Here is a 24,735-nt window from a genome sequence, read left to right on the forward strand (position 1 = left end):
GGTGATTCTGGCGGGCCTGTTCGGCGCGATCATCGGGCTGGCCCTGGGGCTGCTGGGTGCCGGCGGCTCGATCCTGGCCGTGCCAGCCCTGGTCTACGGCGTCGGCCAACCCCTGCAAGTTGCGATTCCCACCTCGCTGGCCGTGGTCGTGATCTCGTCCGTGGGGGGTCTCAGCTCCCGGCTTCGCCGCGCCTACGTGCAGCGGTTTGTGGCGCTGGTCTTCGGCGCCGCCGGTGTTCCGGCCGCCTTCGCCGGCACCGCCCTGGGACGTCTGCTCCCGCAGCGCGGGCTGCTGCTGGCCTTCGCCGCGCTCATGGTCGTCGTGGCCGTGCACATGCTGCGCGGCGGCGAGAACCACGCCGGAGCCTGCCGCCCCAGCGAGGGCGGCATCAACTGGCGCAGCTGCCTGCCCAAGACCCTCGGCGCCGGCGCCGCCGTCGGGATGCTCACCGGCCTGCTCGGCGTCGGCGGCGGCTTCGTCATCGTCCCCGCCCTGAGCATCCTGCTCGGGCTGCAAACCCAAGCAGCCGTGGCCACCTCGCTGGTGATCGTGCTCATCAACGCTGTGGCCGGACTGGCCGCGCACGCCACCGCGGCGGCCGGTCTCGACTACACCGTCCTGCTCACTTTCGCCGGCGCCGCGCTGGTGACATCCGGCCTCGCGGGCCGACTGGCACCCCGCCTGCCCGCGGCCACGCTGCGCCGCGGGTTCGCCGCCGTCGTCCTCGCAGTCGCCGCCGGAGTGGCGGTGGCGGCCGTCCTCGACCCCACCGCTCTCGGGTAATGGTCGAGCGCAACGTCGCCCGAGTGGGACCTTTCCGGGTCGCCCGCAATCTCGCCGCGCTGGTGGACGAGAGCACGGGCGGCGCGTCCCCCGGAGTTGCGGGGCGACGGAAAACGAGCCCGCTGGAAACCCGCGTATGACCAGGCCAGCTGGCTGCGGGTATTACCACGGGAAGTTCTCAACCGTCGCGCAGCCGCAGCACACCCGGCGCGGAGCTCGTCGGCAGCAGCGCGGTCGGCGGATCCGGTCCCCGCACCCGCACTTCGACGCGCTCGTCGAAGCGGTACGGGCGTTGGGCGAGCACGCCGTCGAGATGGCGCCGCAGCCGGGACATCTCGGCGCGGGCGGTGGTGGTGCGCGCGGCATCGCCGAACAGGTCTTCGGCCAGGGCGGCCGCGCTGCGCCCCTCGGGTGAGCGGGCCAGCACGTACAGGATCTCGGCGTGCCGCGGACTCAGCCGGTGCTCCCACGTGCCGCTGGGCCCGCTGATGACGAGCGAGTAGCGGTCCGCCCGCCGCAGGTCCAGCCAGGTGGTGGTGCGCGCGGGCATTTCCTCACCGCGCGGGCGCAGCAGCCAGCCGCCGGGCAGCGGCTCGGCCGTGCACGGTCCCAGCGCCGGCACCCACGTCTCGGCGTCCTCGCCGAACTCGGGCAGCAGCACGCGGTTGACCGGGGCCGTTCCGGACACGGCCGCGACCCAGCCGTGCCGGTCGACGGCCAGAGCGGGGGACGTGCCGCCGGCCAGCAGCGGCGCGGAGACGCTCCGCAGCCGCTCCAGCTGCTCGTGGTGGGCGGTGCGCAGGTGCATCTCGGCGAGTTTGGCGACCGCGTCGACCAGGGCGAGCGTGCTCGCGTGCACGGTGGCGGCCGGGCCGCTGACGTCGACGACGCCGAGCGCGGCACCGCTGGCGGGGTCGTTGATCGGGGAGGCCGAACAGGTCCACGGGTGGTGGGTGCGCACGTAGTGCTCGGCGGAGTACACCTGCACGGGACGGCCGGTGGCCAGCGCGGTGCCGATCGCGTTCGTGCCGACGGTGCGTTCGCTCCAGTCCGCGCCTTCGACGAAGGCCAACGTGTCCGCGCGGCGGCGCACCGCGGTGCTGCCGTCGCGCCACAGCACCCGCCCGTCGGCGTCGGCGACGACCATGATGTGCGAGGCCTCGTCGGCGACGGCGACGAGCTCGCCGCGCAGTTGGGGCAGGAGTCCGCCGAGTTTGCTGGCGCGGCGCCGCCGCTGCACCTCGTCCGGCGGCAGCGGTGCCGGGTCGCAGCCGCGGTCCGGATCGACCCCGCCTGCCTGCACGCGCGACCAGGACTGCTCGATGACGCTGCGCGGGCGCACCGGCGGCGACGACCCGGTCAGGGCCGCCTCGTGCACCGCTGCCAGCACGCGCGCGTACCGGCGCGGGTCCGTGCCCGTGGGCACAGCGGGTTCCAGCTGGTCACGGCGCACCGGCGTCTCCCTCGGGCAGGGCGCGTGGGGCGTGGTGCTCGCGGCGTGCACGTCCGTGCACCCGTGGGCGTGATTCTGCCGACGCCGCACCGCACGCGCCACGGGGACCGTGGACCGGATCGATCCGGTCCACGGTCCCCGTGGCTCCGCCCTGCGCCAGGGCGGTTGGCGCCCGGCGTGGTACCGGTATCTCCCCGGCTACCGCTCGCCGCCGGTGGCCGTGCCGACTGCGGTGACCACCGAGCGCGGCGCTTCCATGTGCACCATGTGACCCGCTTCGCCCAGGCGGGTGAGCTGCACCGCCTCCGGCAGGGCGACCGCGTTCTCCGCGGGCAGGACCCGATCCTGCTCACCCCACACCGTGACCACCGGCACGTCCAGCTCGGCGGCGGTCCGCTGCACGTCCACGCCCTGCGCGTCGCTGTCGGTCACGAGCGCCTCCACCAGGGCGGACAGCGCCTCGCCCACCCCGTCGAGCCGCTTGTACTTCAGCAGGTCGTCCACGATCTGCCGTGTGACCTGCGACGAGTCGGCGAACAGCTCGCCGACGTGCGGTTTGAGCTCGCGGCGGGTGCTCGCCGCGGCGAATCCGCGGATGTAGTCGGCGTTGATCCGCGACCCGAACCCGGCCGGGGCGAGGAGGGTCAGCGAGGCGACCCGCCGCGGGGCGGCCTCCGCCGCGGAGACGGCCGCGGCGCCGCCGAGCGAATGCCCGACGAGGTGGGCGCGGGTGATGCCGAGCGCTTCGAGGAAACCGGTGACCGCCCGCGTGAGCGTGTCCAGCACGTCGCCGTCGCCGAGATCCTTGCCCGATGCGCCGTGGCCGGGCAGGTCCAGCGCGTACACCGGTTGCTGCTGGGCGAGGGGTTCCTGCACGAACAGCCAGGAGTTCTTGTCCCCGCCGTAGCCGTGCACCAGCACGAGCGGTTCGCCGGAGGTTTCCTCGCCGAGCACCGCGTAGCTCAGCGACCTGCCGTCCACTTCGACGGTGTCCGTGCGCGGGCCGGCCGCCTCTTCCACCTCGCCGGCGGCTATCTGCTCGGCGGCTTCGGTGGCCACCGCCTCGACCTCCGCGTCGGGCACCTCCTGCGGGGCGATGACGGCGATCGTGGCGCCCACGGGCGCGTCGGAACCGACCGGTGCGACGATCCGACGCAGTCGTCCCTGCCAGGTGGATTCGATCGTGCCCGCGATCTTGTCGGTCTCGACCTCGGCGAGATCGTCACCGGAGTCGATCTCGTCTCCTTCGGCGGCGATCCACTCGGTGATCTTGCCGGTTTTCATCGACAGGCCCCATTTGGGCATCGCCACCCGCTGGATCCGCTCATCAGCCATGCGCCGCTCACCTCGTCCCGTCGATCGCCGTCTTCACCGCGTTCGCGACGCGCTGCGGATCCGGGATGTAGAGGTCCTCCAGCGAGTCGGAGAACGGCACCGGGGTGTGCGGGGCGGTGACCATCTGCACCGGTGCGCGCAGCGCGTGGAAGGCCTGCGAGGCGACCTGCGCGCAGATGTCGGTGGCCACGTTGCACCGCGGCGTGGATTCGTCGACGACCACGAGCCGTCCGGTCTGCTCGACGCTTTCGATGATCGAGTCCACGTCCAGCGGACTGGTGGTGCGCGGGTCGATCACCTCGCACTCGATGCCGGTGGCGGCCAGCTCGTCCGCGGCCTCGCCGGCCACCGAGACCATGCGGCCGATGGCCACGACGGTGGCATCGCCGCCTTCGCGGACGAACTCGGCCTCGCCGAACGGGATCGTGTAGCTCTCCTCCGGAACGTCACCGGAGGTGTCGTACATGGCCTTGTGCTCGCAGAAGATCACCGGGTCGTCGTCGCGGATGGCCTGGGTCATCAAGCCCTTCGCCTCGTACGGGCTGGAGGGCACCACGACCTTCAACCCGGGCACGGAGGTGAACGCCCCGTACAGCGTCTGCGAGTGCTGCGCGGCGGCCCGCAGCCCGGCTCCGTACATGGTGCGGATGACCACCGGGGTGACGGCCTTCCCGCCGAACATGTACCGGAACTTCGCCGCCTGGTTGAAGATCTGGTCGAAGCACACGCCCATGAAGTCCATGAACATCAGCTCGGCCACCGGGCGCATGCCGCGGGTGGCCGCGCCGATCGCCGCTCCGATGAACCCGGACTCGGTGATCGGTGTGTCCAGCACCCGTCCCGGGAACTGGTGGTACAGCCCCTTGGTCACGCCGAGCACACCACCCCAGGCGTCCTCGGACCCGGATCCGCCGGCACCGCCGGCGTTGTCCTCGCCCATGACGATGACGTTCTCGTCGCGTTCCATCTCGTGCCGCAGCGCTTCGCTGAGCGCTTCGCGGTAACTGATCGTTCTGGCCATTGTGAACTCCTCGTTCAGTACGCGACGTACACGTCGGTTTCGAGATCGGCGCGGGTGGGTTTGGGTGCGTCCTTGGCCTGCTGCACCGCGTTGTCGATCAGCGCCGCCACTTCGACGTCCACGGCGTCCAAGTCCGATGCGGACAGACGTCCGGTTTCGGTGGTCCTGGTGCGGAAGCGCTGCAGGCAGTCGCGTTCGGCGCGAGCCCGGGCGGCCTCGTCGCCGCGGTAGGTCTGCTGGTCGCCTTCGAAGTGTCCGAAGTAGCGGGTGAAGGTGACCTCGATGAGCGTGGGGCCTCCTCCCTGCCGGGCGCGGGCGACGGCCTCACCGGCGGCTTCGTGCACGGCGAAGAAGTCGAAGCCGTCGACGATGACGCCGGGCATGCCGAAGCCGGCGGCGCGGTCGGCGATGTTGTCCGCGGCCACCGACCACGAGCTCGCGGTGGCTTCGCCGTAGCCGTTGTTCTCCGCGACGAACACCGCCGGAAGGTCCCACACCGCGGCGAGGTTCATCGCCTCCAGCGTGGTGCCCTGGTTGCTGGCGCCGTCGCCGAAGAAGGCCACGCCGACGCCACCGGTGTTGCGCTGCTTGGCGGCCAGTGCGGTGCCGCAGATCAGCGGCGGACCGCCGCCGACGATGCCGTTGGCGCCGAGCATGCCCTTGGCCAGGTCGGCGATGTGCATCGAACCGCCCTTGCCGCGGCACGATCCGGTGCTGCGGCCGTAGACCTCGGCCATCATCTCCGTGGGATCAACGCCCTTGGCGATGCAGTGCCCGTGGCCGCGGTGGGTGCTGGCGATCGTGTCGCGCTCGTCCAGATGCGCGCACACGCCGGCCGCCGAGGCTTCCTCCCCGGCGTAGAGGTGCACGAACCCGGGGATGTCGCCAGTGGCGAACTCCTCGTGCACGCGTTCCTCGAACGCGCGGATCGTGCGCATGGTGCGGTAGGCCTGGTGCAGTGCGGCCGTGTCGAGATCCGGCGATCCCGGTGCCGCGAGTGTCTCGGTCATCTCAGTACCTCCTCCACGTGGGATTGACCCGTTCACCGGTAGCTGGCGGCGGCCGCGCCGGTGGGCGCGGCGATTCCGCCGGTGGAGCCGTTGTCGGTGCGCAGCAGGCCGCGCTCGGCCGCCAGGCGCAGGACCGCGTCGATGTCGACCACGCGCGGGCCGGTGCGGCGCAGCGTGATGCGGACGGCGTCGCCGGGGCCGAACTCCAGCTCGCGCTCACCGTCGAGGGCCACGGTTCCCGCGGGCACGCCGCTCAGCACGCTGTCCCCGTCGGTCAAGCGGGACGTGCCGAGCACACCGACCGCGTCGAGCAGCCCCGGGGCGATCGGGGCGAGCACCGAGCGCGGGGCCGAGGCGCTGCCGGACAGGTGCACCGCGACGCCGTGCTCGTCCTCCGGCGTGGTGGGGTCGAGCTGGCCGGCGACGGCGGACAGGCCGATCGCCTGCGGCCGGGCGAAGGTGCAGTACAGCTCGTGCAGCGCACCGACCCGCCACAGCGCCCGGGAACCCACGTCGGTCTCGGTGGACACGCACACGTCCACGAGCGCCGGTTCCCGCGTCCGGCCGCACTCGACCCACAGCACCTTGGCGCGTCGGGTGGCCTCGGCGGTGCCGACCCGGCCGGTGGCGAGCAGGCTGATCGCCATGCCCGCGACGGTCGCCTCCCAGACCTGCGGAAAGGCGTTGTTCGTTCCGGTCGACAGCGGCAGCACCGGGAGGTCGTCGAGTTCCGGCACGGCGGCGCGAATCGTGCCGTCCCCGCCGAGCAGCACGATCGCGTCGGCGCCGTCCGCGCGCATCCGGCGCACGAGTTCGCGGGTGTCCTCCGCGGTTCCTTCGGGCGCCTCGGGGCGGACGAACGCGACCTCCGGCCGGTCCGCCGTGCTGCGCTGTTTGAGGTGTGCGCGGCGCACGGTGCCGGCGATGCCGGCGTCGTCGGCGGAGACGAGGACCCGGTCGACCGCGAGCCGTCCGGCGGCGGCGATCAGCCGCAGCACCATGTTCGCCTTCTCGGCGTTCGGGAACACGGAGGCGTGCGCGACGAGTCGCCGGATGTCGCGCCCGGACATCGGGTTGGCGATCACGCCGATCGTGGACGCACCCATCGCCACCTCGATCTCCAGCACGGGGTCACTGCTGCCTGCACTCGGTGATACGCGTCACAGGCGAGTGTGAGAAGGGTTGCAGAGGGGTTGCAACCCCTGGGTGCACCCTGCGTCAGCGGCGCGGCCGGCGCCCGCCGCGTTCCACGTTCAGGGCATGGGCCGTTCGCCCGGCTGTGGCGGGCCGAGAGCGCTTTGGCGTTTGCGCGGGCGGTTGCCGAGCGCCGCTCAGGCTCCGCGACCTGCGGGTGAAACGATTCGGTGCGTCATCGGGAGTGCGCCGGTTCACCGGCGGGCCCGGGCTCGTTCAGGATCGCGCGGGTGCTGGATTCGGGACGCAGGTCGAGCCCGCGCAGCAGCTGCGCGTTCGCGGCGACGACGAGCGTGGACAGCGACATGAGGATGGCGCCGACCGACATGGGCAGGACGAAACCGGTGAACGCGAGAACGCCGGCGGCCAGCGGCACGGCCAGCAGGTTGTAGCCGGCCGCCCACCACAGGTTCTGCAGCATCTTGCGGTAGCCCGCGCGGGAGAGCTCGACCACCGACAGCACCGAGCGCGGGTCGTCGCTGGCGAGGATCACCCCGGCCGAGGCGATGGCCACGTCGGTGCCCGCGCCGATGGCGATGCCGACGTCGGCCTGGGCGAGCGCGGGGGCGTCGTTGATCCCGTCGCCCACCATCGCCACCGCGCGGCCCTCCTCCTGCAGTTGCCGCACCGCGGCGGACTTGTGCTCCGGTCGAACTTCCGAGAAGAAGCGGTCGATGCCGAGCTCCCCGGCGACGGACCGGGCCACCTGCTGCGCGTCCCCGGTGATCATGGCGACGTCGATGCCGACGCGGTGCAGCGCGTCCACGGCGCTGCGCGATTCCGGCCGGACCTCGTCGGTGAGCTCCAGGGCGCCGACGACGGCCCCGTCGACGAGCACGTGCAGGATGCTGGCGCCTTCCCCGCGCCACCGCGCCGCCGCGTCGAGTTCCTCCTGGCCGTGCTGGCGCAGCAGCTCGGGACCGCCCACCGCGACCTGCCGGTGCTCGACCGCGGCACGCACGCCGACCGCGGGCTCGGCGGTGAAATCGGTGGCCTGCGGCAACCTCAGGCCGCGTGCGGTGGCCGCCTCGACAACGGCGCGCGCCAGGGGGTGCTCGCTGTCCGATTCGGCAGCGGCGGCCGTGGCGAGCACCGCGTCCCGGTCGAACTCCCCGGCGGCTTCGACCTCCCTGACGGTCGGCGCGCCCCGTGTCAGCGTCCCCGTCTTGTCGAACAGCACGACGTCGACGGTGCGCATGCTCTCCAGGGCGAGGCGGTCCTTGATGAGCACGCCGCCCCGGGCGGCGCGTTCGGTGGTCAGCGAGACCACCAGCGGAATCGCCAGCCCGAGCGCGTGCGGACAGGCGATGACCAGCACGGTGATGGTGCGGGTCACGGCCGTGTCGGTCGAGCCGAGCAGGGACCACGCCACCGCGGCCAGCGCGGCCGCACCCAGCGCGAACCAGAACAGCCAGCCCGCGGCGGTGTCGGCCAGCCGCTGCGCACGGGACCGCGAATGCTGCGCTTGCTGCACGAGCCGTTGGATGCCGGCCAGGGCGGTGTCCTCGCCCACGGCGGTGACGTCGACGCGCACGCCGGAATCGGTGGCGACGGTCCCGGCGACGACGGTGTCGCCGGCGCCGCGCATGACGGGCCGCGACTCGCCGGTGATGAGGGACTCGTCCATGTTCGCCGCGCCTTCGGCGATGCGGCCGTCGGCCGGGACGCGCCCTCCGGGGCGCACGACGAGGCGGTCGTCGATCCGCACGTCGTCGGGGGAGACCGTCACGACCCGGCCGTCCTCGACGCGTTCCGCGGTGTCCGGCAGCAGCGCTGCGATCGACTCCAAGGCCGAGGAAGTGCGTGCGAGCGAGCGCATCTCGACCCAGTGCCCCAGCAGCATGATCACGATGAGCAGTGCGAGTTCCCACCAGAACTCGAGGCCCCGGTGCACCAGACCGAGAGTGGCCGCCCACGAGGAGAGGAAGGCGACCGTGATCGCCAGGCCGATGAGCAGCATCATCCCCGGCCTGCGGGCGCGGATTTCGGCGGCCGCCCCGGTGAGGAACGGTTGGCCGCCCCAGGCGAACATCACCGTGCCGAGCACGGGTGAAATCCACCGGACCCATCCGGTCGCGGGCAGCGGATAGCCGAGCAGGTCGGCGAATGCGGAGCTCGCGGCGACCACGGGCAGGGCGAGCAGCAGCATGATCCAGAAAAGCCGCCTGAATCGGCCTGCGTGATCGCCGTGATCACCGTGACCGCCGTGTTGACCGTGGTCGTCCGCGCCGCGTGCGTCATGCTCACCGGTGCCGTCGAGCTGCTCCGCGCGAGCAGGCCCGTGCGCGCCGTTTTCACCCGCGGCGTGCGCGGCTGTGCTGTCCTGCCGCGACTGCGGAGCCTCGCGGTCGTGCCCGTGCTCCATCTCGCCTCCTCGTATACCCCCTGGGGGTGTTCTTGCTCCACGTTAGGAGTGCGATCGCACCCGTGCAACCGGCGGCGTTGCCGCCGGGCGTGCGGGCCCGCTGCGCCCGGATCCGTCCTCCGAACGGAGGGAAGTGCCGCCGGGCCCGATTCGATCGCGCATCGCAGAAAGCTGTGCGTGGCACGATGGCGGTGGTCCCGCCCAGCCGCGAGCTTGCGCGTTTCCTCTTGCCGGAGAGCGAGCACCGACCCAGCGAGGAGCCGTCATGTCCACTCGGCCGCACGCAGTGGTGTTCGACGTCATCGAAACGCTGATGTCCCTGGAACCGCTCCGCGAGCGCTTCCTCGACACCGGCCTGTCCGCCAACCTGCTGGAACTCTGGTTCGACCGGCTGCTGCGCGAGGGCATGACGTTGACGTTGACCGGGGACTACGAGCCCTTCCCCGTGGTCGCTGCGACATCACTGCGCACGTTGTCGCGGGGAGAGCTCGACGACGACGCCGTGGACTACATCCTGGGGGGTTTGGGCGAACTGCCGCCGCATCCCGACGCCGAGCCCGCCATGCGGACGCTGTCCGAAGCCGGAATCGCGATGGCGTGCCTGAGCAACGGTACCGCCGAAGCCACCGCGAACTTCCTCGCGCGCAGCGGCCTCGACGGCTACGTCGACGAGGTTCTGACGGTGGCCGACGTGCCCGGCTGGAAACCTGCCATCACGGTGTACGAGCACGCGCTGCGGCGTCTCGGCCGGCCGGCGAGCGATGTCGCCCTGGTGGCCGTGCACGCCTTCGACTGCCACGGCGCCAAGCGCGCCGGGCTCACCACGGGGTGGGCCAGTCGCCTCGAAGGTCACTACTCCGACGTGTGCGCTCGGCCGGACGTCACCGGGGAGGATCTCGTCGACGTCGCCGAGGCGCTCAGGGACATGCCCGCGGTGCAGGACTGAACGCGGGAAATGCTGCCCTCTCGTCGGTTTTCGTGCCACTCGTTCAGGTGAAATTCGGCGTCCTCGGCCGCCGAGCTCGTGATGACGGCTCGGTGGTGGCACGGCGACACGGCCGAAAACGACCGGCAGGGATCTCGTTATGGGGGAAACGTCGGGCTGGACACGCATCGCAAGATGGGGCGGCACCGCGATGGTGCGTCCGTTCGGCTCGAGCGGAAGTCCACTGCGGACATTTCGCTCCGCCCGGGAAACTGCGATGGGTTGGTGACAGTGCACAACAACTGCCGACACGCGTGCTTGCCGCCCGACGACGTCCCGCCGCGCGTCGGTGTGGTGCACCGCTTTCTGCGGCAGCTCGCCGTGCTGGCCTCGTACCTGGTGGCGATCGTGTTCGGACGGCTCGCGCGGTGGCTTTCGCAGGGGTCCGCACGGCGCCTGCTGCAACTGTGGTCGCGCTGCTTGCTGCGGGCCGCCGGGATCTCCGTTCGCATCGACGGTGCGCCCGAACACTCGGGTGCGAAACTCGTGGTGTCCAACCACGTGTCCGCATTCGACGCGATGGCGATGCTGGCGCGGTTCGGCCGTTTCGTCGCCATCGCAGACCGCGGATCAGCGGACAGCCCGGTGCTCGGCCGGTTGAGCCGCGCGAGCGGGACCGTCCACGTCGACGGCGGCGGTTCGGGCCTGGTGGAGATGGTCCGCTCCGTCGCCGATGCGTTGCGCTCCGGTGAGTCCGTGCTCGCTTATCCGGAAGGGCAGATCCGCTGCCGCGAACCCGGCGGGCCGTTCCCACCGGCCGTGCTGCAAGCCGCGCTCGACGCCGGCGCCGCCGTGCAACCGGTGCTGATCCGCTGCGTGCTGGCCGACGGGGCGCCCACCGCGCGGGCCACGTTCTTCGCCCAGGACGAATCGCCCGCGAGGATGCTGCGCCGCGTGCTGCGGCTGCGCGGACTGCACCTGCACATCACCCTGCTGCCCGCGCTCTGCCCGGAAGCCGCGGCCGATCGCCGCGAACTGGCCGACCTCGCGAAGCGACCGATCGACGACCTCGCCGGGCCGGTGCCCGACAGCTGCGCGGCCTCGGCCTTCGCCGAGCAGCCGCGGCGCTGAGCGGGCGGACCTCCCGCACGTGCCGACGCGCCCTCGCGGCCACCGCTGCCAATTCCGCACCACACGAAGGGAACCCATGCTCACCGCGCTCGCCGACCACCCCGTGCCGCCCGGACGTCTCGTGGAGTTCCGCGTGGAGCCCACCGAGGCCGGAGCCGCCCCCGGTGATGACCGGCCGCCGTCCTACCTGCAGCAGACCCACCTGCGCATCGAAGAGGAGCTGCTGCGCACCGAGCGGTGGTCGCCCACGTGGCTGGCCATCGCCTTCGAAGCGCCGGACGTGCACGAGCCCGACCCGCTCCGCCGCGCCTTCGAAACCTGGGTGCGGCGCCACGAAGGTCTCCGCAGCGGGCTGGTCCGATCCGGAAGACGGCCGCGGCGGTTCACCTACGCGCCGCGGCAACTGGTCGTCAGCTCCGCCGTGATCGGGGACTTCGCCTCCGGAGAGGACGTGCGCGACCGGTTGGAGGAACTGTTCGACGAGGGCACGGACGTGTTGTCGCAGTGGCCGGCCTACGTGTTCGCCGCCGTGCTGCACGGGGGGACAGCGACGGTGATCACGGCGTTCGACCACAGCACCACCGACGGCTACTCCAACGGGCTCGTCCCGCACGAGATCCGGGAACTGCTCGCCGCCGACCGGGACGGCCGCCCGGCGGAACTGGCCGCGACCGGCAGCCACGTCGACTACAGCGCGGCGGAACGGTCCGCGGCCGCCGAAGTGGACGCGACCCACCCGGCTGTGGGGGTGTGGCGCAAGTTCCTCGACGGCGAAGCCGGCGAGAACTCGCGGTTCCCGTTCGATCCGGAACTCGCACCGGGGCGGGCGGTGCCGTCGACGGCGCACCGCGAAGGGCTGCTGAGCGCGGAGGAAGCCGCCGGTTTCGAAACGGCGTGCGCGGACGGCGGCGGACGGTTCCACACCGGGGTGATGGCCGCCTGCGCTCTGACCGCCTTCGACACCGGCGGCACGAGCGAGTTCCGGGCGACGCTGCCGATGCACACGCGCCGCCGCAGCGAGTGGGCCAGTTCGATGGGGTGGTACGTCAACGTGCTGCCGTTCGAGCTCGCGGTGCGCGGCACGGAGAGCTTCGCCGAGGTCAACGCGAGCGCCGCGGCGACGATCCGCCGCGCGATCCCCGCGTTGCGCGTGCCCAGCGGCAGGGTCGGTGAGCTGCTCGGCGATCTCGCCGAAGCGCCGTTCAACGTGTCCTACATGGACTTCCGCGACGTCCCGGGGTTCGAGTGCTGGTCGGAGTGGAACGCGTGCAACCTCGGCAAGTTCGTGCAGGTGGACGGTTGGCACGCCGGTCTGTGGTTCCACCGCACGCACGAGGGGCTGTCGGTGACCATCGCCCACGCGGACACCGGCGGTGCCCGCGCCACCGCGCGCGCGTTCCTGGTGCGGCTGCGGCACGTGGTGCGCGCGGTCGCGGAGACCGGTGCGCACCGGCCGGTGCCTGTCCCGGCGCGCTGAACCGGCGCTTCAGCGCGGTCAACCCGGGCGCTGGGCCGTGACGAGCATGAACGGCGCCGCCCCCACCTCGGCCACGACCGGGCTGCGATGACCGAGCACGCGGAAACCGGCCTGCTGCAGGAGTTGGTCGTAACTGCCGCGGTCCCAGAACACGTCCCAGATCCGCTCCCACGTGCCGTCGCACCGCCGCACGTCCACCGGCAGGTCATCGCCCGGGCGGTAGACCACTCCCGGTTCACCCTGGCGCAGCCCCTCGAAGAGGGTGCCTGTCGTGCCCGGGTTGCCGGCCATCAGCACGAACCGCCCCGCCGGACGCAGTGCCCGGAGCACCCCGCTGGTGAGCTGGGCCAGTTCGGACCAGCGCGGTTCGCACTCGTAGACGAACGTCGCCATCACCGCATCCACCGAACACTGCGGTAGCAGCCTGTCCAGAGCGCCGTGCCGCAGCCGGTGGAAGGACGCGCGGGGATCGTCGGCTTCGCGGGAGGCCAGCTCGAGCATCGCCGAGGACCGGTCGAGACCGAAGACGCGGACATCGCACGTCCGCGCCAACCACCGCGTCACCACGCCGGGACCGCAGCCGAGGTCGAGCACCCGCTGCCCGGGGCTGACGGCGAGCTCTTCCGGGAGGTAGCGGTAGCCCGCTCGCCACCACAACTCCGCGTCGAACGAGCTGAACGCCTCCGCGGTCGTCGCATCGTCCCAGCCGGTGACCACGCCCTCACCTCTTCCCGCTCGGTTCCGGATCCGCGGTGCCCGCGTTCGCGCCCGCCGGCCGCGCCAGGTGCAGGCGCACCATCGCCGTGCGATCGCCCCGAGGTGCCGGGTCCCGCCAGGACACGAGCAGCATCAGCACGAACGCCAGCGGCACCGTCCACAGCGCCGGCTGGCGCAGCAGACTCGTGGCCCACGGGGCGAGTTCCGGATCGAACAGCGCGACGCAGGTGGCCGCCGAGGTGCTCACCAGGCCCGCGGTCATGCCCGCGATCGCACCGCGGGTGGTGAGCCCGTCCCACCAGATCCCGAGCACGAGCAGCGGGCAGAACGTCGCGGCGGCCACGGTGAAGGCCCAGGTCACGAGCGTGTCGACGTCGGCGTTCGGCACGAGCAGCGTCGCGGCGACGAACAGCGCGGCCGCCCCGAGAGCGCTCAGGCGCAGCGTGCGCAGCCGTGCCGGCATGAGGTCGTGCGCCACGGCCGAGGACGCCACGAGCATCAGTCCGAGCGAGGTGGCCAGCACCGCCGAGAACGCGCCGACGCTCAGCAGCGCCGTCAGCACCGGGCCGGCCGGCCCGTCGTCGAACCGCATCGGCAGGGCCACCACGGCGGTGTCCGCGCCGCCCGTGAGGTACAGCTGCGGTGTCAGCACCCGCGCCAGCGCGCCGTAGACGCCGGGGAAGAGGTAGAACGCGCTCAGCAGCGCCACGGTGAACGCCGCGGTGCGGCGTGCCGCGGCGCCGCTCGGGCTGGTGTGGAAGCGGACGAGGACGTGCGGCAACCCCATCGTGCCGAACATGGTCGCCAGCAGCACACCCCAGGTGCTCAGCAGCGGTTGTTCGGTCGCGCCGTTGTCCACGAGCGGGTGGGCCCATTCCCGGCTACCAGGGCGGTGGCCGCCGTCGACGGTCGGCACCGCCGCGCCCCGCGGGAAGGTGAGCCGCTCGTCGGCGCCGACGTCGACCCCGCCCGGCCGCAGTGTGCGCGGCTCGCCCCCTTCGGTCAGCACGCGGGTGGGTTCGGTGATCTCGAGCGTGACCGGCACGTCGAAGGTGACCCGGGTGCGCTGCTCGAAGTGCGTGAACTCGGCGGGGTCGCCCAGCTCCTCGCGGGTCTGCCCGCCGACGAGCACCAGCAGCACCGCGGCGCAGCCGACGAACAGCACCAGCTTGAGGACGAACTGGAAAGCTTGCACGTACGTGGCAGCGCGCATGCCGCCCAGCGCCGTCGTGAGGCTCACCGTCGCGGCGGCGAGCACGACACCCACCCAGTACGGCGTGTCCGCGATCAGCCCGAGCACCAGCCCCGCGGTGCGCAGCTGCGCGACGATGTACAACGTCGCGATCACCAGCACGATCACCGCCGACAACCGGCGCACGGCCAGTGATTGCAGCCGTGCCTCCGCGAAATCCGGCACGGTCAGCGCTCCGGAACGCCGCATCGGTGCGGCGATGAGGGTGAGCATCACGACGTAGCCGGCGGTGAAGCCCACCGCGTACCACAGCGCTCCCGCGCCGCTTTTGAGCATCAGCCCGGCGATGCCGAGGAACGAGGCCGCCGACAGGTATTCGCCGGACACGGCCGCGGCGTTGACCAGCGGCGAGACCTGCCGCGAGGCCACGAGGAAGTCCGACGTGGTGCGCATCGCGGCCACCCCGCGCGTACCGATGAGCAGCGTCAGCACCAGCAGGGCGGCGACGGGCACGAGGGCTGTCAAGCGTTCTCCTCGATCTTCTCGGCCCGTTGGAGGTGGTACCAGGTCAGCGCGAGCATCGCGGGGAAGGGCAGCGCCCCGACGAGCAGCCAGGAGGCCGGAACGCCGGCCAGCTGCACTTCGGTGAGCACCGGCAGCAGCCACAGCAGCACCGGCAAGCCGAACAGCAGCAGCACCAGAGCCGTGAGCGTGCCGAGCACCGGGGGGACCAGGCCTCGCCGCGTGCGCTGCGCGTGCCGCGCTTGGGCGGCGTCGAGCCGTCCCGCGGGCCAACGGCGGCGGGTCCGGCCGCGTTCGCGGGCCAGGCGCGTGCGCGGACTCATCACGGTCGTCCGGCGCGGGCGGTTCAAGACGTGCTCTCCAGCAGGCCGTTCTGCGCGGCGTGCAGCAGGCTCTGTCGCAGGTGGCGGGCGTGGCGGCGGCTGACGGGGACGTCGCCGACATCGGTGCGGGCCAGCAGGCTGCCCGCCGAGTCGCTGCGCAGTTCGCGCACGGCGCGGAGGTCGATCAGGTAGCTGCGGTGCACGCGCAGGAAGTGGGCGCGGGTCCACTCCTGTTCCAGTCGGGAGATGGGCATGCGCACCGGGTGCCGCCCGGTGGGGGTGCGCAGTCGGACGTAGTCGCCGTTGGCTTCCACGAATCGCACGTCGTCGCGGCGCACGTACCAGGTGCGCCCCTCGCACTCCACCTCGAGCACCGGCAGGTCCTCGCCCGGGTCGGGATTCGATTCCTGTTCCACCACGTGCGTGCCCCGGACCATGCGCCGCACCTTGGACACGGCGGTGGCGAGCCGTTCCGCGCGGACCGGCTTGAGCAGGTAGTCGATCGCTCCGACGCCGTAGGCGTTCACGGCGTGTTCGGCGTAGGCGGTGACGAACACGATCACCGGGGGAGTGGTCAGGCGCGACAGCAGGGAGCCGAGTTCCAGCCCGCCCAGGCCGGGCATGGCGATGTCGAGGAACACGGCGTCGAAGGAGCTCGTCTCGATCTCGCGGATCGCTGCGAGCGGGTCGGTAGCGGTGCTGACGCTGTCCACTTCGGGCGCATCCGCCAGCAGCCGGGCCAGCTCGTCGGCCGCTTCGGCGACGTCGTCGACGACGAGAACGCGCAGTTCGCCATGATTTTCGGTCACGGTGTCACTCCAGCTTGGAAACGCGGCAGACGGACCACGGCGCGCGTTCCGCTGCCGACGTCGGTTTCCAGGACCAGTCCGAACCAGGAACCGTAGACCTTGCGGAGACGTCGGTCCACGTTGGCCAGACCTGTTCGTCCGCTCGGTGATTCGCCGGCGAGGAGCTCGGTGGCGTGGTCCGGAGGCATCCCCGGTCCGTCGTCCTCCACCGTGATCACGCAGTCGTCGCCGTCGGCACCGCCGCGCACCTCCAACGTGCCGGGCTCGGTGCGCGGTTCGATGCCGTGCCGGATCGCGTTCTCCACCAGGGGTTCGAGGATCAGGCAGGGCAGCGCCACCCCCAGCACCTCCGGGGCGACGCGGATGCGGACCTGCAGGCGCTCGCCCAGCACGGCCCGCTGCAGCCCGAGGTAGGTTTCGATGGCGCAGAACTCCTCGGACACCGTCGTGTACTCGTCGTTGCGGGCGAAGGTGTAGCGGGCGTAGTCGGCGAAGTCGAGCAGCAGCTCCTGGGCGCGCTCGGGGGAACCGCGCACCAGCGAGCCGATGACGGTCAACGCGTTGTGCACGAAGTGCGGGGAGATCTCGGCGCGCAGCGCGCGCAGTTCGGCCCGACCGGCGTGCTCGGCCGAGACTTCGAGTTCGCCGCGTTCCAGACCGTGGACGAGCAGCGCGGCGGTCTCGCGGAGCGCGCTCTCGCGGGCGCGTCCGGAGACGACGAGCACGGCGGCGAGTTCGTCGTGGACGTGCAGCGGCACGGTGATCAAGGGGGAGCGTCCGCTGCGGCGCTCGGTGCGCCAGGTGTTCTCGACGAGCGGTGCTACCTGCTCGTCGGCGACGGGCGTGCCGGACCACACTGCTTGGCCGGACAAGTCCGTCAGTGCGAGCCCCGGCACGTCCAGCAGCTCGCGGGTGCGTTCCAGCGCTCGTGCCGCGGCCGGCGTGGTGCTGCCGTCGCGGAGACCGTCCAGCAGGTGCCGGGCCGCGGTCAGCGCGCTCGTGGGGTCCCCGGCCGTCCTCTCCGGCCGTAGCAGTGACTTGGCAGCGCGCACCGGCATGACGGTTCAACCTCGGCGGACGGCAGGTGGCGGTCGGTCCCGGCGGCCGGTCGGGCCGGTCATGAACCCGAACCCGGCCGCCCGGGGAACGTACCCGATCAGCCCGCAGAGCTGAACACTGCCGCAACGCCGAGGCGGGGACACCCGGTGCGGAGAAACGCCCTCAGCCCTCGTCGTCCGGAGCGCGCATGCCGCGGGCGATGGAGTCCATCACGCTCGAGTCGGCCAGCGTGCTGACGTCGCCGACTTCGCGGTCCTCGGCGACGTCCCGCAGCAGCCGCCGCATGATCTTTCCCGACCGCGTCTTGGGCAGTTCCGGAACCACCATGATCCGCTTGGGTTTGGCGATCGCCCCGATCTCGGCGGCCACGTGCTCGCGCAGCTCCTGCGTGACCTCCTGCGCAGCGGAAGCTTCGCCGCGCGGGATCACGAACGCCGCGATCGCCTGGCCGGTGGTCTCGTCGGAGGCGCCGACGACCGCCGCCTCGGCCACGGCCGAATGGGACACGAGCGCGCTTTCCACCTCGGTCGTGGAGATGCGGTGCCCGGAAACGTTCATGACGTCGTCGACGCGGCCCAGCAGCCAGATGTCGCCGTCCTCGTCGTACTTCGCCCCGTCACCGGCGAAGTAGTAGCCGAGGTCGGCGAACGCGGACCAGTAGGTGTCCCGGTAGCGTTCCGGGTCGCCCCAGATGCCCCGCAACATCGCCGGCCACGGTTCGGTCAGCACCAGGTACCCGCCGGCGCCGGCCGGCACCTCGTCGCCGCGGTCGTCGACGACCTTCGCGGAGATCCCGGGTAGCGGGTGCTGCGCCGAACCCGGTTTGGCGGCGGTGACCCCGGGCAGCGGGCTGATCATGATGGCACCGGTCTCGGTCTGCCACCACGTGTCGACGATCGGGGTGCGGGACCGGCCGACGTGCTCGCGGAACCAGGTCCAGGCCTCCGGGTTGATCGGTTCGCCGACCGTGCCGAGCACCCGCAGCGAGGACAGGTCGTAGCCGGCGGGGATGTCCTCGCCCCACTTCATGAACGTGCGCACGAGGGTGGGGGCGGTGTAGTAGATCGACACGCCGTAGCGCTGCACGATCTCCCAGTGCCGTCCCTGGTGCGGCGTGTTCGGCGTGCCCTCGTAGAGCACCTGGCTCGCCCGGTTCGCCAGCGGACCGTAGACGATGTAGGTGTGCCCGGTGACCCAACCGATGTCGGCGGTGCACCAGTAGACGTCGCGACCGGGCTCGTGGTCGAACACGACGTCGTGCGTGTAGGCGGCCTGCGTGAGGTAGCCACCCGAACTGTGCACGATGCCCTTCGGCTTGCCCGTGGTGCCCGAGGTGTAGAGGATGAACAGCGGGTGCTCGGCGTCGAACGACTCCGGGCTGTGCTGCTCGGGCTGCTCGCCGAGCAGCTCGTGCCACCACAGGTCGCGGCCCTCGGTCCACGGCACGGAGCCGAGGTCGTCACCGGTGCGGCGGACCACGACGACGTGGCGGACCGTTTCGGCGCCCCGCAGCGCTTCGTCGACGTTCTCCTTCATCGGCGCCGCCTGCCCGCGCCGGTACTGCCCGTCCGAGGTGATCACGACGGACGCCTCGGCGTCGTCCACCCGCGATCGCAGCGCGCTCGGGGAGAACCCGCCGAAGACGACGCTGTGCGTAGCTCCGAGGCGCGCGCAGGCCAGCATGGCCACGACGGCTTCGGGGATCATCTGCAGCTGGATGGCGACCCGGTCACCGGCCCGCACACCGATCGAGCTCAACGCGTTGGCCGCGCGGGAGACCTCCCGCTGCAGCTCGGCGTAGCTGATGTCGCGGGTGTCCCCGGGTTCGCCCACCCAGTGCAGTGCGATCTGCGCGCCGTGCCCCGCCTCGACGTGGCGGTCGACGCAGTTGTAGGCGACGTTGAGCCGGCCACCGGTGAACCACCGGGCGAACGGGGCGTTGGACCAGTCGACGACCTCGTGCCACTTCGCGTCCCAGTGCAGCCGTTCGGCCTGGCTCGCCCAGAACTCTTCGCGCCCAGCCGCCGCCCGGTCGTACAGCTCGGAGCCGGCGTTGGCCTGGGCGGCGAACTCCGCGCTCGGTGGGAAGGTGCGCGCTCCGGTGTCGCCGGTGGGCGCTTGCTTGTCGCTCATGCGTGTGCCTGCTGCTTCCTTCTGCTCGTGACGGGGCTTCTGCCCGTGACGGGATGACGGGTGCGGTGCGTTCCTGGGGCCGCAGGCGTGGTTCACCGTGTCAGCGGTCCGACGGGCAGGACCGTGCGCTTCCACGTCGCGTTGAGCACCACCGCGAACGAGGCGTAGTAGGCGGCCAGCGCTGTCAGGATCCCGACCCAACCGCCGAGCGTTCCCAGCGCCGAGACGCCGGCCAGTTCGCCGACCGTCAGCAGCAGGAACGTCACGAACAGCAGGACGAACACGGTCACCAGGGCCGTGTTCGTGGCAAGCGAGGCGATCGTGAGGTATCCCGTCACGATCGTGAAGACGAGCAGGAAAAGACCGGTCGCCACGGCCTGCTGCGGTTCGCTCATGGTGTCCATGAACAACCACACGTACACGGCGAACGCAATCCAGAAGGAGCCGTAGGTGGGAAAGGCCGTGGCGCCGAAGGTGTTGCCCTTGCGGAATTCCCACATTCCCGCGAGCAGCTGGGCCAGGCCACCGTAGAACAGTGCCAGCGCGATCACCGCGGTCGTCTCCACGGTGGTGCCCACCAGGCCCGCGTTGACGAAGCTCAGTACCAGGGTGGTCGAGGCGAACCCGGCCAACCCCAGTGGTGCGGGATCGGCGATGTGTGCCGTCGGGTCCGGAGCACCGCCCGTGTCGCTGTTCGACATCACTTCTCCTTGGTGAAGCTTTCCGTTGGACTCAGAGTGGAATCCGTTCGCGAGGCGAGGAAAGCCCCGCCACGCCGATTCGCTTCTTCACCCCCGAAGGGGTTGTCATGTGCGCGACATCCTTGGGTGGGTGTGGAACCGAACGCAACAGCGCCGCGCCGAGCGGTCGCGCAGCACGACCGGTGGTGGATGCACGCGACGAGCGGTGTGCTCCGGCCGTTCGCTCAACTGTGCGCACCTCCCGGCCGCGGTATACTTTTTGTACGCCTCGCGGACTGCACGGTCCGGCTGGGCACCGGATTCCGGTGGCCCTGGTTCGGTCGTGGCCGGTGGGGAATGTGGATGCGTGCTCCGCAGGTGGCACGGCGTGTGCGGAACGAAGGATCAGGCGGCGAGTGGCATGAATGCTGGTCGATGCCGCGTCCCCCGGCCGCGGGACGAAGGCGGCGCGCCCGTCGCGCGGGTGCGCCGCCGGAGCGGTGCGGCCGGTCTCGGTCCAACCCGGGCGCCTCGCCACCGTCGAACGCCGAACCTGGTGCGGTCGCCGTGGTGAGGCAGTGGCCGTGGTTGCTCGCCGTCGCCGTGTGCGCGGTGGCCGTCGTGGTGGCCTCCGGGGTGCTTTCCCCCTCGCTCGCGCGCACGGTCGCCGACATGATCGGGCTCGTCGGAGGGGTCGCGGCCTCCGCGGCATTCGGCATCACGGGGTACCGCCGCGGTGAGGCGTGGCGGGTGTGGTTGTTCGCGGCGCTGGCGCTGTGGGTGATCGCGCAGGCGATGTGGACGTGGCACCGGATCGACGGCCGGGTCTTCCCGTTCCCCGACGCCGAGAACGTCCTCTTCTTCGGGCTGCCGCTGTGCGTGCTCGTCGCCCTCGTCAGTGCCGCCCGCGAGGAGCGGTCGCTGCGCCGGGAGGACGTCGTCTCCCCGCGCCGGGTGCTGGTGCTCGACGCGCTGATCATCATCTGCAGCCTGGCGGCGCTGCTGTGGGAACTGACCCTCGGATCGATCCTGTACGGGGACAACTCCGCGGAACTGCTGCTGTCGGTGGCTTACACGTTCGGTGACCTCGTGCTCATCGTGGCGGCGATCCTGTTCGCGGTGACCTTGCACAGCGTGCGCCGCATCCCGCTCGCCTGGATCATGCTCGGGCTCATCGCGAACGGCGTGTCCGACGCCCTCTACACCTACACCATCTCCCTCGAGGTGGGTGCCGCACCTGCCAACGACATCGGCTACATGGCCGCACCGGTGTTCCTGCTGATCGCCGCCCTGGTTCCGGACAAGCCGCTGCCGCCGCTGAAACCGAGCCTGTCGCTGCTGTTCCTGCCGTACGTGCCGCTGGCGGCGGTGATCATCATCATGGTCGTCGGCCGGGCGCGCGGCGGCGCGACCACACCGGTGGAGATGTACCTGCTGGGCGTGGTGGTGGGGCTGGTCGTGCTGCGCCAGCTCGTGACGTTGCAGCAGCTCTACAGCGTGCACCTGGAACTGCACCACCAGGCCACGCACGATGATCTCACGGGGGTCGCCAATCGCGCGCTCGTGCTGCAGTACCTCGACGAGGCGTTGGCTCGTGCCGCCCGGGCCCACTACCAGATCGGTCTGGTCTACGTCGACCTGGACAGCTTCAAGGAGATCAACGACCGGTTCGGCCACAACACCGGCGATGCGTTGCTGCGCACCTGCGCCCAGCGGTTGAAGCAGTGCACGCGGGAAACCGACTTCGTCGGCCGCATCGGCGGGGACGAGTTCGTCGTCATCCTCGAACCCGCCGGTTCGCCGGAGCAGTTCAAGCAGCGGCTGACCGGTGCCTTCGAGGTTCCGGTCCGCCTGGGGCGGGAGAACCACGAGGAGGTCGCGGTCAGCGTCGGCCACGTGCTCGCCGGAGGGGCGGACACGCCCATGGCGGCGCTGGCCCGGGCGGACGAAGCCATGTACCGCGACAAGGCGCGGTAGTCGGGCGCGCTCTCGACGCCCGCTGTGTCGGGTGCGCAGGAGCGCTGCGTCGGCGCACGGGGAGCGGCCACCGGCCTGCCGAGGCAGCGCCTTGGTGGGCCGGTGACCAGGAGTGCTGCTGTCTGGTCAGGAGGACTGCCGGGCGTGCTGGATCGCCTCCCACACCCGCCGCGGAGTGGCGGGCATGTCGATGTGTTCCACGCCGAACGGGGCCAGCGCGTCGAGGACTGCGTTGACCACGGCCGGGGTGGCGGCGATCGAGCCGGATTCTCCCGCGCCCTTCGCGCCGAGCGCGTTCGTCGGTGACGGGGTCACCGTGTGCCCGAGGGTGAACTCCGGCAGTTCCGGTGCCGCCGGCACGAGGTAATCCGACAGGGCGGCGCTGGTGAGCGTCCCGTCGGCGTCGTGCACGGCCTCCTCGTACAGCGCCTGACCGATGCCCTGGGCGATGCCGCCGTGCATCTGTCCATCCACAATGGCTGGATTGATGACGTTTCCGCAGTCGTCGACGCCGAAATACCGTGGCACGGTGACCTTTCCCGTTTCCGTGTCCACTTCGACCACGCAGATGTGCGTGCCGAAGGGGTAGGTGAAGTTCGGCGGGTCGAAGAACTGCTCCTCCGACAGGCCCGGTTCCATCCCCTCCGGCAGGTCGGCCGCGAGGTACGCGGCCCCCGCCACCTCCTGGATCGAGACGCTGCCGCCGGGCGCGCCCGCCACGGAGAAGTGCCCCGCCTCGAACTCGAGGTCCTCCTCGGCGGCCTCCAGCACGTGCGCGGCGATCGCCCGCGCCTTGGTCAGCACCTTGCGGGCGGCCAGGTGCACCGCCGTGCCACCGACCGCCGCGCTGCGCGAACCGTAGGTGTCCAGCCCGTACGGCGCGGCGTTGGTGTCGCTGTGCACGACCTCGACGTCCTCGACGGCCACCCCCAGGTCATCGGCCACGATCTGCGCCCAGGTCGTCTCGTGCCCCTGCCCGTGCGGCGAGGTGCCGGTGACGACCTGCACCGTGCCGCCTGCGAGCATCCGCACACCGGCCATCTCCCACCCGGGTGCGCCCAGCCGCAGCGCGGCGGTCATCTTCGACGGTGACAGGCCGCCGTTCTCCGTGTAGCTGCACACGCCGATGCCGAGCTGCACCGGATCGCCGTTGTCGCGCCTGCGCCGCTGCTCGGCGCGCCAGCCGGAGTAGTCGGACAGTTCGAGCGCCCGGTCCAACGCGCGCGGGTAGTCGCCGGAATCCATCTCGAGCCCGGAGGGAGTGGTGGAGCCCGAGTCGAAGGGGGCGTGGTAGTTGCGGCGGCGGACCTCGGCAGGGTCCATGCCGAGCTTGCGGGCCAGCGCGTCCACGGCTCGTTCGACCCCGTAGATGCCTTCGGTGCGTCCCGCGCCGCGGTAGGAGTCGGTGGGCGTGCGGTTGGTGAACACCCCGCGGCACTCGATGGAGAAGGCGTCGAAGGAGTAGACCCCCGGGAAGATGAACGCGCTCAGCAGCGGGATGCCCGGCGTGAGCAGCTGCAGGTAAGCGCCCATGTCGGCGAGGATGCGCACCCGCATGCCCAGCAGGCGCCCCTCGTTCGTGGCCGCGAGGTCGACGTACTGCACCTGGCCGCGACCGTGCGTCATCGCTTGGCTGTCCTCGGAGCGGTCGGCCACCCACTTCACGGGTGAGCCCAACCGCCGCGCCAGCGCCAAGCACAGGCATTCCTCGGGGTAGACGTTGAGCTTGCCGCCGAAGCCGCCGCCGACGTCCGGAGCCACCACCCGCAGCTTGGATTCCGGAACCGAGCACACCGCGGCCAGCACACCACGCAGGATGTGCGGGATCTGCGTCGAGGAGTGCACGGTGAACCCCTCGCCCGCGGGGTCCGGGGTGGCCACCACCGCGCGCGGCTCCATCGGCGTGGGTTGCAACCGCTGCTGGACGTACCGCTGCGACAGGGTGACCTCGGCGTTCGCGAACGCCGACTGGACGTCGCCGTTGTCCAGTCCCCACGTGTAGCACTCGTTCGTGCCGAACCGCTCGTGCACCAGCGGGCCGCCGCGCAGGGCCTCTTCGACGTCCGCGACGGCCTCGGCGGGCTCGTAGTCGACGTCGACGTGCTCGAGGGCGTCCTCGGCCGCCGCGCGGTCGGTGGCCACGACGACGGCGACGGGTTCGCCGACGAACCGGACGGTGTCGACCGCCATCGGCGGGTGCTCGGGCAGGTGGATGTCCTCGGTGACCGGCCAGGCGCACGGGATGCCGACCCACTCGTCGGCGAGGTCGGCCCCGCTGAACACCGCCACGACACCGGAGAGCTCAGCCGCTGCGGCGGTGTCCAGAGCCGTGATGCGCGCGTGCGCGAAGGGGCTGCGCAGCACCGCCACGTGCATCGTTGCAGGCGGGGTGATCGTGTCGGTCCAGCTGGCCCTGCCCTGGATCAGCGGCCGGTCCTCGGTGCGCGGAACCGGAGTTCCGACGGCCGGTCGGAGCGTTTCGGTCATGTTCGGACAACCTTCCCCGCCGCGTGGGCGGTCGCGGTTCGCCGTGGGCGCTCCGCTCCAGGATCGCCGAACGTCGGCGTGCACGCACCGCCCTGCGGGCCGTTCGGTGCGGTGTGTCGGCGAAGATCCTCCGTTCGGGCG

At 71.6% G+C, this 24,735-nt stretch carries 19 protein-coding genes; 5 read left to right on the top strand and 14 right to left on the bottom strand.

Going from position 1 to position 24,735, the window contains the following annotated elements:
* Position 1: 1 nt before the first annotated feature.
* A complete protein-coding gene (locus ACVGV2_RS08220; RefSeq protein WP_459165925.1) occupies positions 2–784 on the top strand; it encodes a sulfite exporter TauE/SafE family protein in 783 nt (260 codons plus the stop codon).
* Between the two features lie 178 nt (positions 785–962).
* Here ACVGV2_RS08220 and ACVGV2_RS08225 read toward each other — a convergent pair whose 3' ends face one another.
* The 6 genes from ACVGV2_RS08225 to ACVGV2_RS08250 all read right to left on the bottom strand — a co-directional run bounded on the left by ACVGV2_RS08225 (position 963) and on the right by ACVGV2_RS08250 (position 9,162).
* The gene (locus ACVGV2_RS08225; RefSeq protein ID WP_459165450.1) at positions 963–2,237 is read right to left on the bottom strand and encodes a GAF domain-containing protein; all 1,275 of its coding nucleotides are present in this window, start codon (positions 2,235–2,237) and stop codon (positions 963–965) included.
* A gap of 198 nt (positions 2,238–2,435) precedes the next feature.
* Positions 2,436–3,572, bottom strand: a complete 1,137-nt coding sequence (locus tag ACVGV2_RS08230; RefSeq protein WP_459165451.1) for an acetoin dehydrogenase dihydrolipoyllysine-residue acetyltransferase subunit — start codon at positions 3,570–3,572, stop codon at positions 2,436–2,438.
* A gap of 7 nt (positions 3,573–3,579) precedes the next feature.
* Positions 3,580–4,593, bottom strand: a complete 1,014-nt coding sequence (locus ACVGV2_RS08235) for an alpha-ketoacid dehydrogenase subunit beta (RefSeq protein ID WP_459165452.1) — start codon at positions 4,591–4,593, stop codon at positions 3,580–3,582.
* A 14-nt stretch (positions 4,594–4,607) separates the two neighbouring features.
* Entirely contained in the window at positions 4,608–5,603 is a 996-nt protein-coding gene (locus ACVGV2_RS08240; RefSeq protein WP_459165453.1) for a thiamine pyrophosphate-dependent dehydrogenase E1 component subunit alpha, read from the bottom strand.
* Between the two features lie 32 nt (positions 5,604–5,635).
* Positions 5,636–6,730: an ATP-NAD kinase family protein gene (locus ACVGV2_RS08245; protein WP_459165454.1), complete on the bottom strand. Its 1,095-nt coding sequence runs from the start codon at positions 6,728–6,730 to the stop codon at positions 5,636–5,638.
* A 242-nt stretch (positions 6,731–6,972) separates the two neighbouring features.
* Positions 6,973–9,162 carry a heavy metal translocating P-type ATPase gene (locus ACVGV2_RS08250; RefSeq protein WP_459165455.1) on the bottom strand — a complete coding sequence of 730 codons (2,190 nt, stop codon included), beginning with the start codon at positions 9,160–9,162 and terminating at the stop codon, positions 6,973–6,975.
* Positions 9,163–9,427: 265 nt separating this feature from the next.
* On the opposite strand from ACVGV2_RS08250, the gene ACVGV2_RS08255 reads away from it, so the two are divergent.
* The 3 genes from ACVGV2_RS08255 (at position 9,428) to ACVGV2_RS08265 (ending at position 12,695) form a co-directional block, all read left to right on the top strand.
* A complete protein-coding gene (locus ACVGV2_RS08255) occupies positions 9,428–10,108 on the top strand; it encodes a haloacid dehalogenase type II (RefSeq protein WP_459165456.1) in 681 nt (226 codons plus the stop codon).
* Positions 10,109–10,372: 264 nt separating this feature from the next.
* Entirely contained in the window at positions 10,373–11,218 is an 846-nt protein-coding gene (locus ACVGV2_RS08260) for a lysophospholipid acyltransferase family protein (protein WP_459165457.1), read from the top strand.
* 76 nt (positions 11,219–11,294) lie between these two features.
* On the top strand, positions 11,295–12,695 hold the full coding sequence (locus tag ACVGV2_RS08265; RefSeq protein ID WP_459165458.1) for a condensation domain-containing protein: 1,401 nt from the start codon (positions 11,295–11,297) through the stop codon (positions 12,693–12,695).
* An 18-nt stretch (positions 12,696–12,713) separates the two neighbouring features.
* On the opposite strand, the gene ACVGV2_RS08270 is transcribed toward ACVGV2_RS08265, so the two are convergent.
* The 7 genes from ACVGV2_RS08270 to ACVGV2_RS08300 all read right to left on the bottom strand — a co-directional run bounded on the left by ACVGV2_RS08270 (position 12,714) and on the right by ACVGV2_RS08300 (position 20,151).
* The gene (locus ACVGV2_RS08270; protein ID WP_459165459.1) at positions 12,714–13,412 is read right to left on the bottom strand and encodes a class I SAM-dependent methyltransferase; all 699 of its coding nucleotides are present in this window, start codon (positions 13,410–13,412) and stop codon (positions 12,714–12,716) included.
* A gap of 4 nt (positions 13,413–13,416) precedes the next feature.
* Positions 13,417–15,129, bottom strand: coding sequence for a sodium/solute symporter (locus tag ACVGV2_RS08275; RefSeq protein WP_459165460.1), 1,713 nt, complete (start codon positions 15,127–15,129; stop codon positions 13,417–13,419).
* The gene (locus ACVGV2_RS08280; RefSeq protein ID WP_459165461.1) at positions 15,126–15,449 is read right to left on the bottom strand and encodes a hypothetical protein; all 324 of its coding nucleotides are present in this window, start codon (positions 15,447–15,449) and stop codon (positions 15,126–15,128) included. The genes ACVGV2_RS08275 and ACVGV2_RS08280 overlap by 4 nt, the downstream gene beginning before the upstream one ends.
* A 23-nt stretch (positions 15,450–15,472) precedes the next feature.
* Entirely contained in the window at positions 15,473–16,258 is a 786-nt protein-coding gene (locus ACVGV2_RS08285; protein WP_459165462.1) for a LytR/AlgR family response regulator transcription factor, read from the bottom strand.
* Positions 16,255–17,316, bottom strand: coding sequence for a sensor histidine kinase (locus tag ACVGV2_RS08290; RefSeq protein WP_459165463.1), 1,062 nt, complete (start codon positions 17,314–17,316; stop codon positions 16,255–16,257). Before ACVGV2_RS08290 ends, ACVGV2_RS08285 begins: the two co-directional genes overlap by 4 nt.
* Before the next feature lie 163 nt (positions 17,317–17,479).
* Positions 17,480–19,450 (bottom strand): acetate--CoA ligase, encoded by a 1,971-nt coding sequence (gene acs / locus ACVGV2_RS08295; protein ID WP_459165464.1) that lies wholly within the window; start codon positions 19,448–19,450, stop codon positions 17,480–17,482.
* Positions 19,451–19,542: 92 nt separating this feature from the next.
* Entirely contained in the window at positions 19,543–20,151 is a 609-nt protein-coding gene (locus tag ACVGV2_RS08300; protein WP_459165465.1) for an acetate uptake transporter, read from the bottom strand.
* Between the two features lie 546 nt (positions 20,152–20,697).
* Between ACVGV2_RS08300 and ACVGV2_RS08305 the strand changes: the two genes are divergently transcribed.
* The gene (locus tag ACVGV2_RS08305) at positions 20,698–22,107 is read left to right on the top strand and encodes a diguanylate cyclase domain-containing protein (RefSeq protein ID WP_459165466.1); all 1,410 of its coding nucleotides are present in this window, start codon (positions 20,698–20,700) and stop codon (positions 22,105–22,107) included.
* Between the two features lie 126 nt (positions 22,108–22,233).
* On the opposite strand, the gene ACVGV2_RS08310 is transcribed toward ACVGV2_RS08305, so the two are convergent.
* Positions 22,234–24,594 (bottom strand): xanthine dehydrogenase family protein molybdopterin-binding subunit, encoded by a 2,361-nt coding sequence (locus tag ACVGV2_RS08310; RefSeq protein WP_459165467.1) that lies wholly within the window; start codon positions 24,592–24,594, stop codon positions 22,234–22,236.
* Positions 24,595–24,735: the final 141 nt, after the last annotated feature.

It is taken from the genome of Bounagaea algeriensis, assembly GCF_054491375.1.

Bases quoted from the DNA above. Each gene is read 5' to 3' on its own strand.
- ACVGV2_RS08230 (WP_459165451.1), bottom strand. From the start codon at position 3,572: ATGGCTGATGAGCGGATCCAGCGGGTGGCGATGCCCAAATGGGGCCTG.
- ACVGV2_RS08235 (WP_459165452.1), bottom strand. From the start codon at position 4,593: ATGGCCAGAACGATCAGTTACCGCGAAGCGCTCAGCGAAGCGCTGCGG.
- ACVGV2_RS08240 (WP_459165453.1), bottom strand. From the start codon at position 5,603: ATGACCGAGACACTCGCGGCACCGGGATCGCCGGATCTCGACACGGCC.
- ACVGV2_RS08250 (WP_459165455.1), bottom strand. From the start codon at position 9,162: ATGGAGCACGGGCACGACCGCGAGGCTCCGCAGTCGCGGCAGGACAGC.
- ACVGV2_RS08255 (WP_459165456.1), top strand. From the start codon at position 9,428: ATGTCCACTCGGCCGCACGCAGTGGTGTTCGACGTCATCGAAACGCTG.
- ACVGV2_RS08265 (WP_459165458.1), top strand. From the start codon at position 11,295: ATGCTCACCGCGCTCGCCGACCACCCCGTGCCGCCCGGACGTCTCGTG.
- ACVGV2_RS08280 (WP_459165461.1), bottom strand. From the start codon at position 15,449: ATGAGTCCGCGCACGCGCCTGGCCCGCGAACGCGGCCGGACCCGCCGC.
- ACVGV2_RS08290 (WP_459165463.1), bottom strand. From the start codon at position 17,316: ATGCCGGTGCGCGCTGCCAAGTCACTGCTACGGCCGGAGAGGACGGCC.
- acs (WP_459165464.1), bottom strand. From the start codon at position 19,450: ATGAGCGACAAGCAAGCGCCCACCGGCGACACCGGAGCGCGCACCTTC.
- ACVGV2_RS08300 (WP_459165465.1), bottom strand. From the start codon at position 20,151: ATGTCGAACAGCGACACGGGCGGTGCTCCGGACCCGACGGCACACATC.
- ACVGV2_RS08310 (WP_459165467.1), bottom strand. From the start codon at position 24,594: ATGACCGAAACGCTCCGACCGGCCGTCGGAACTCCGGTTCCGCGCACC.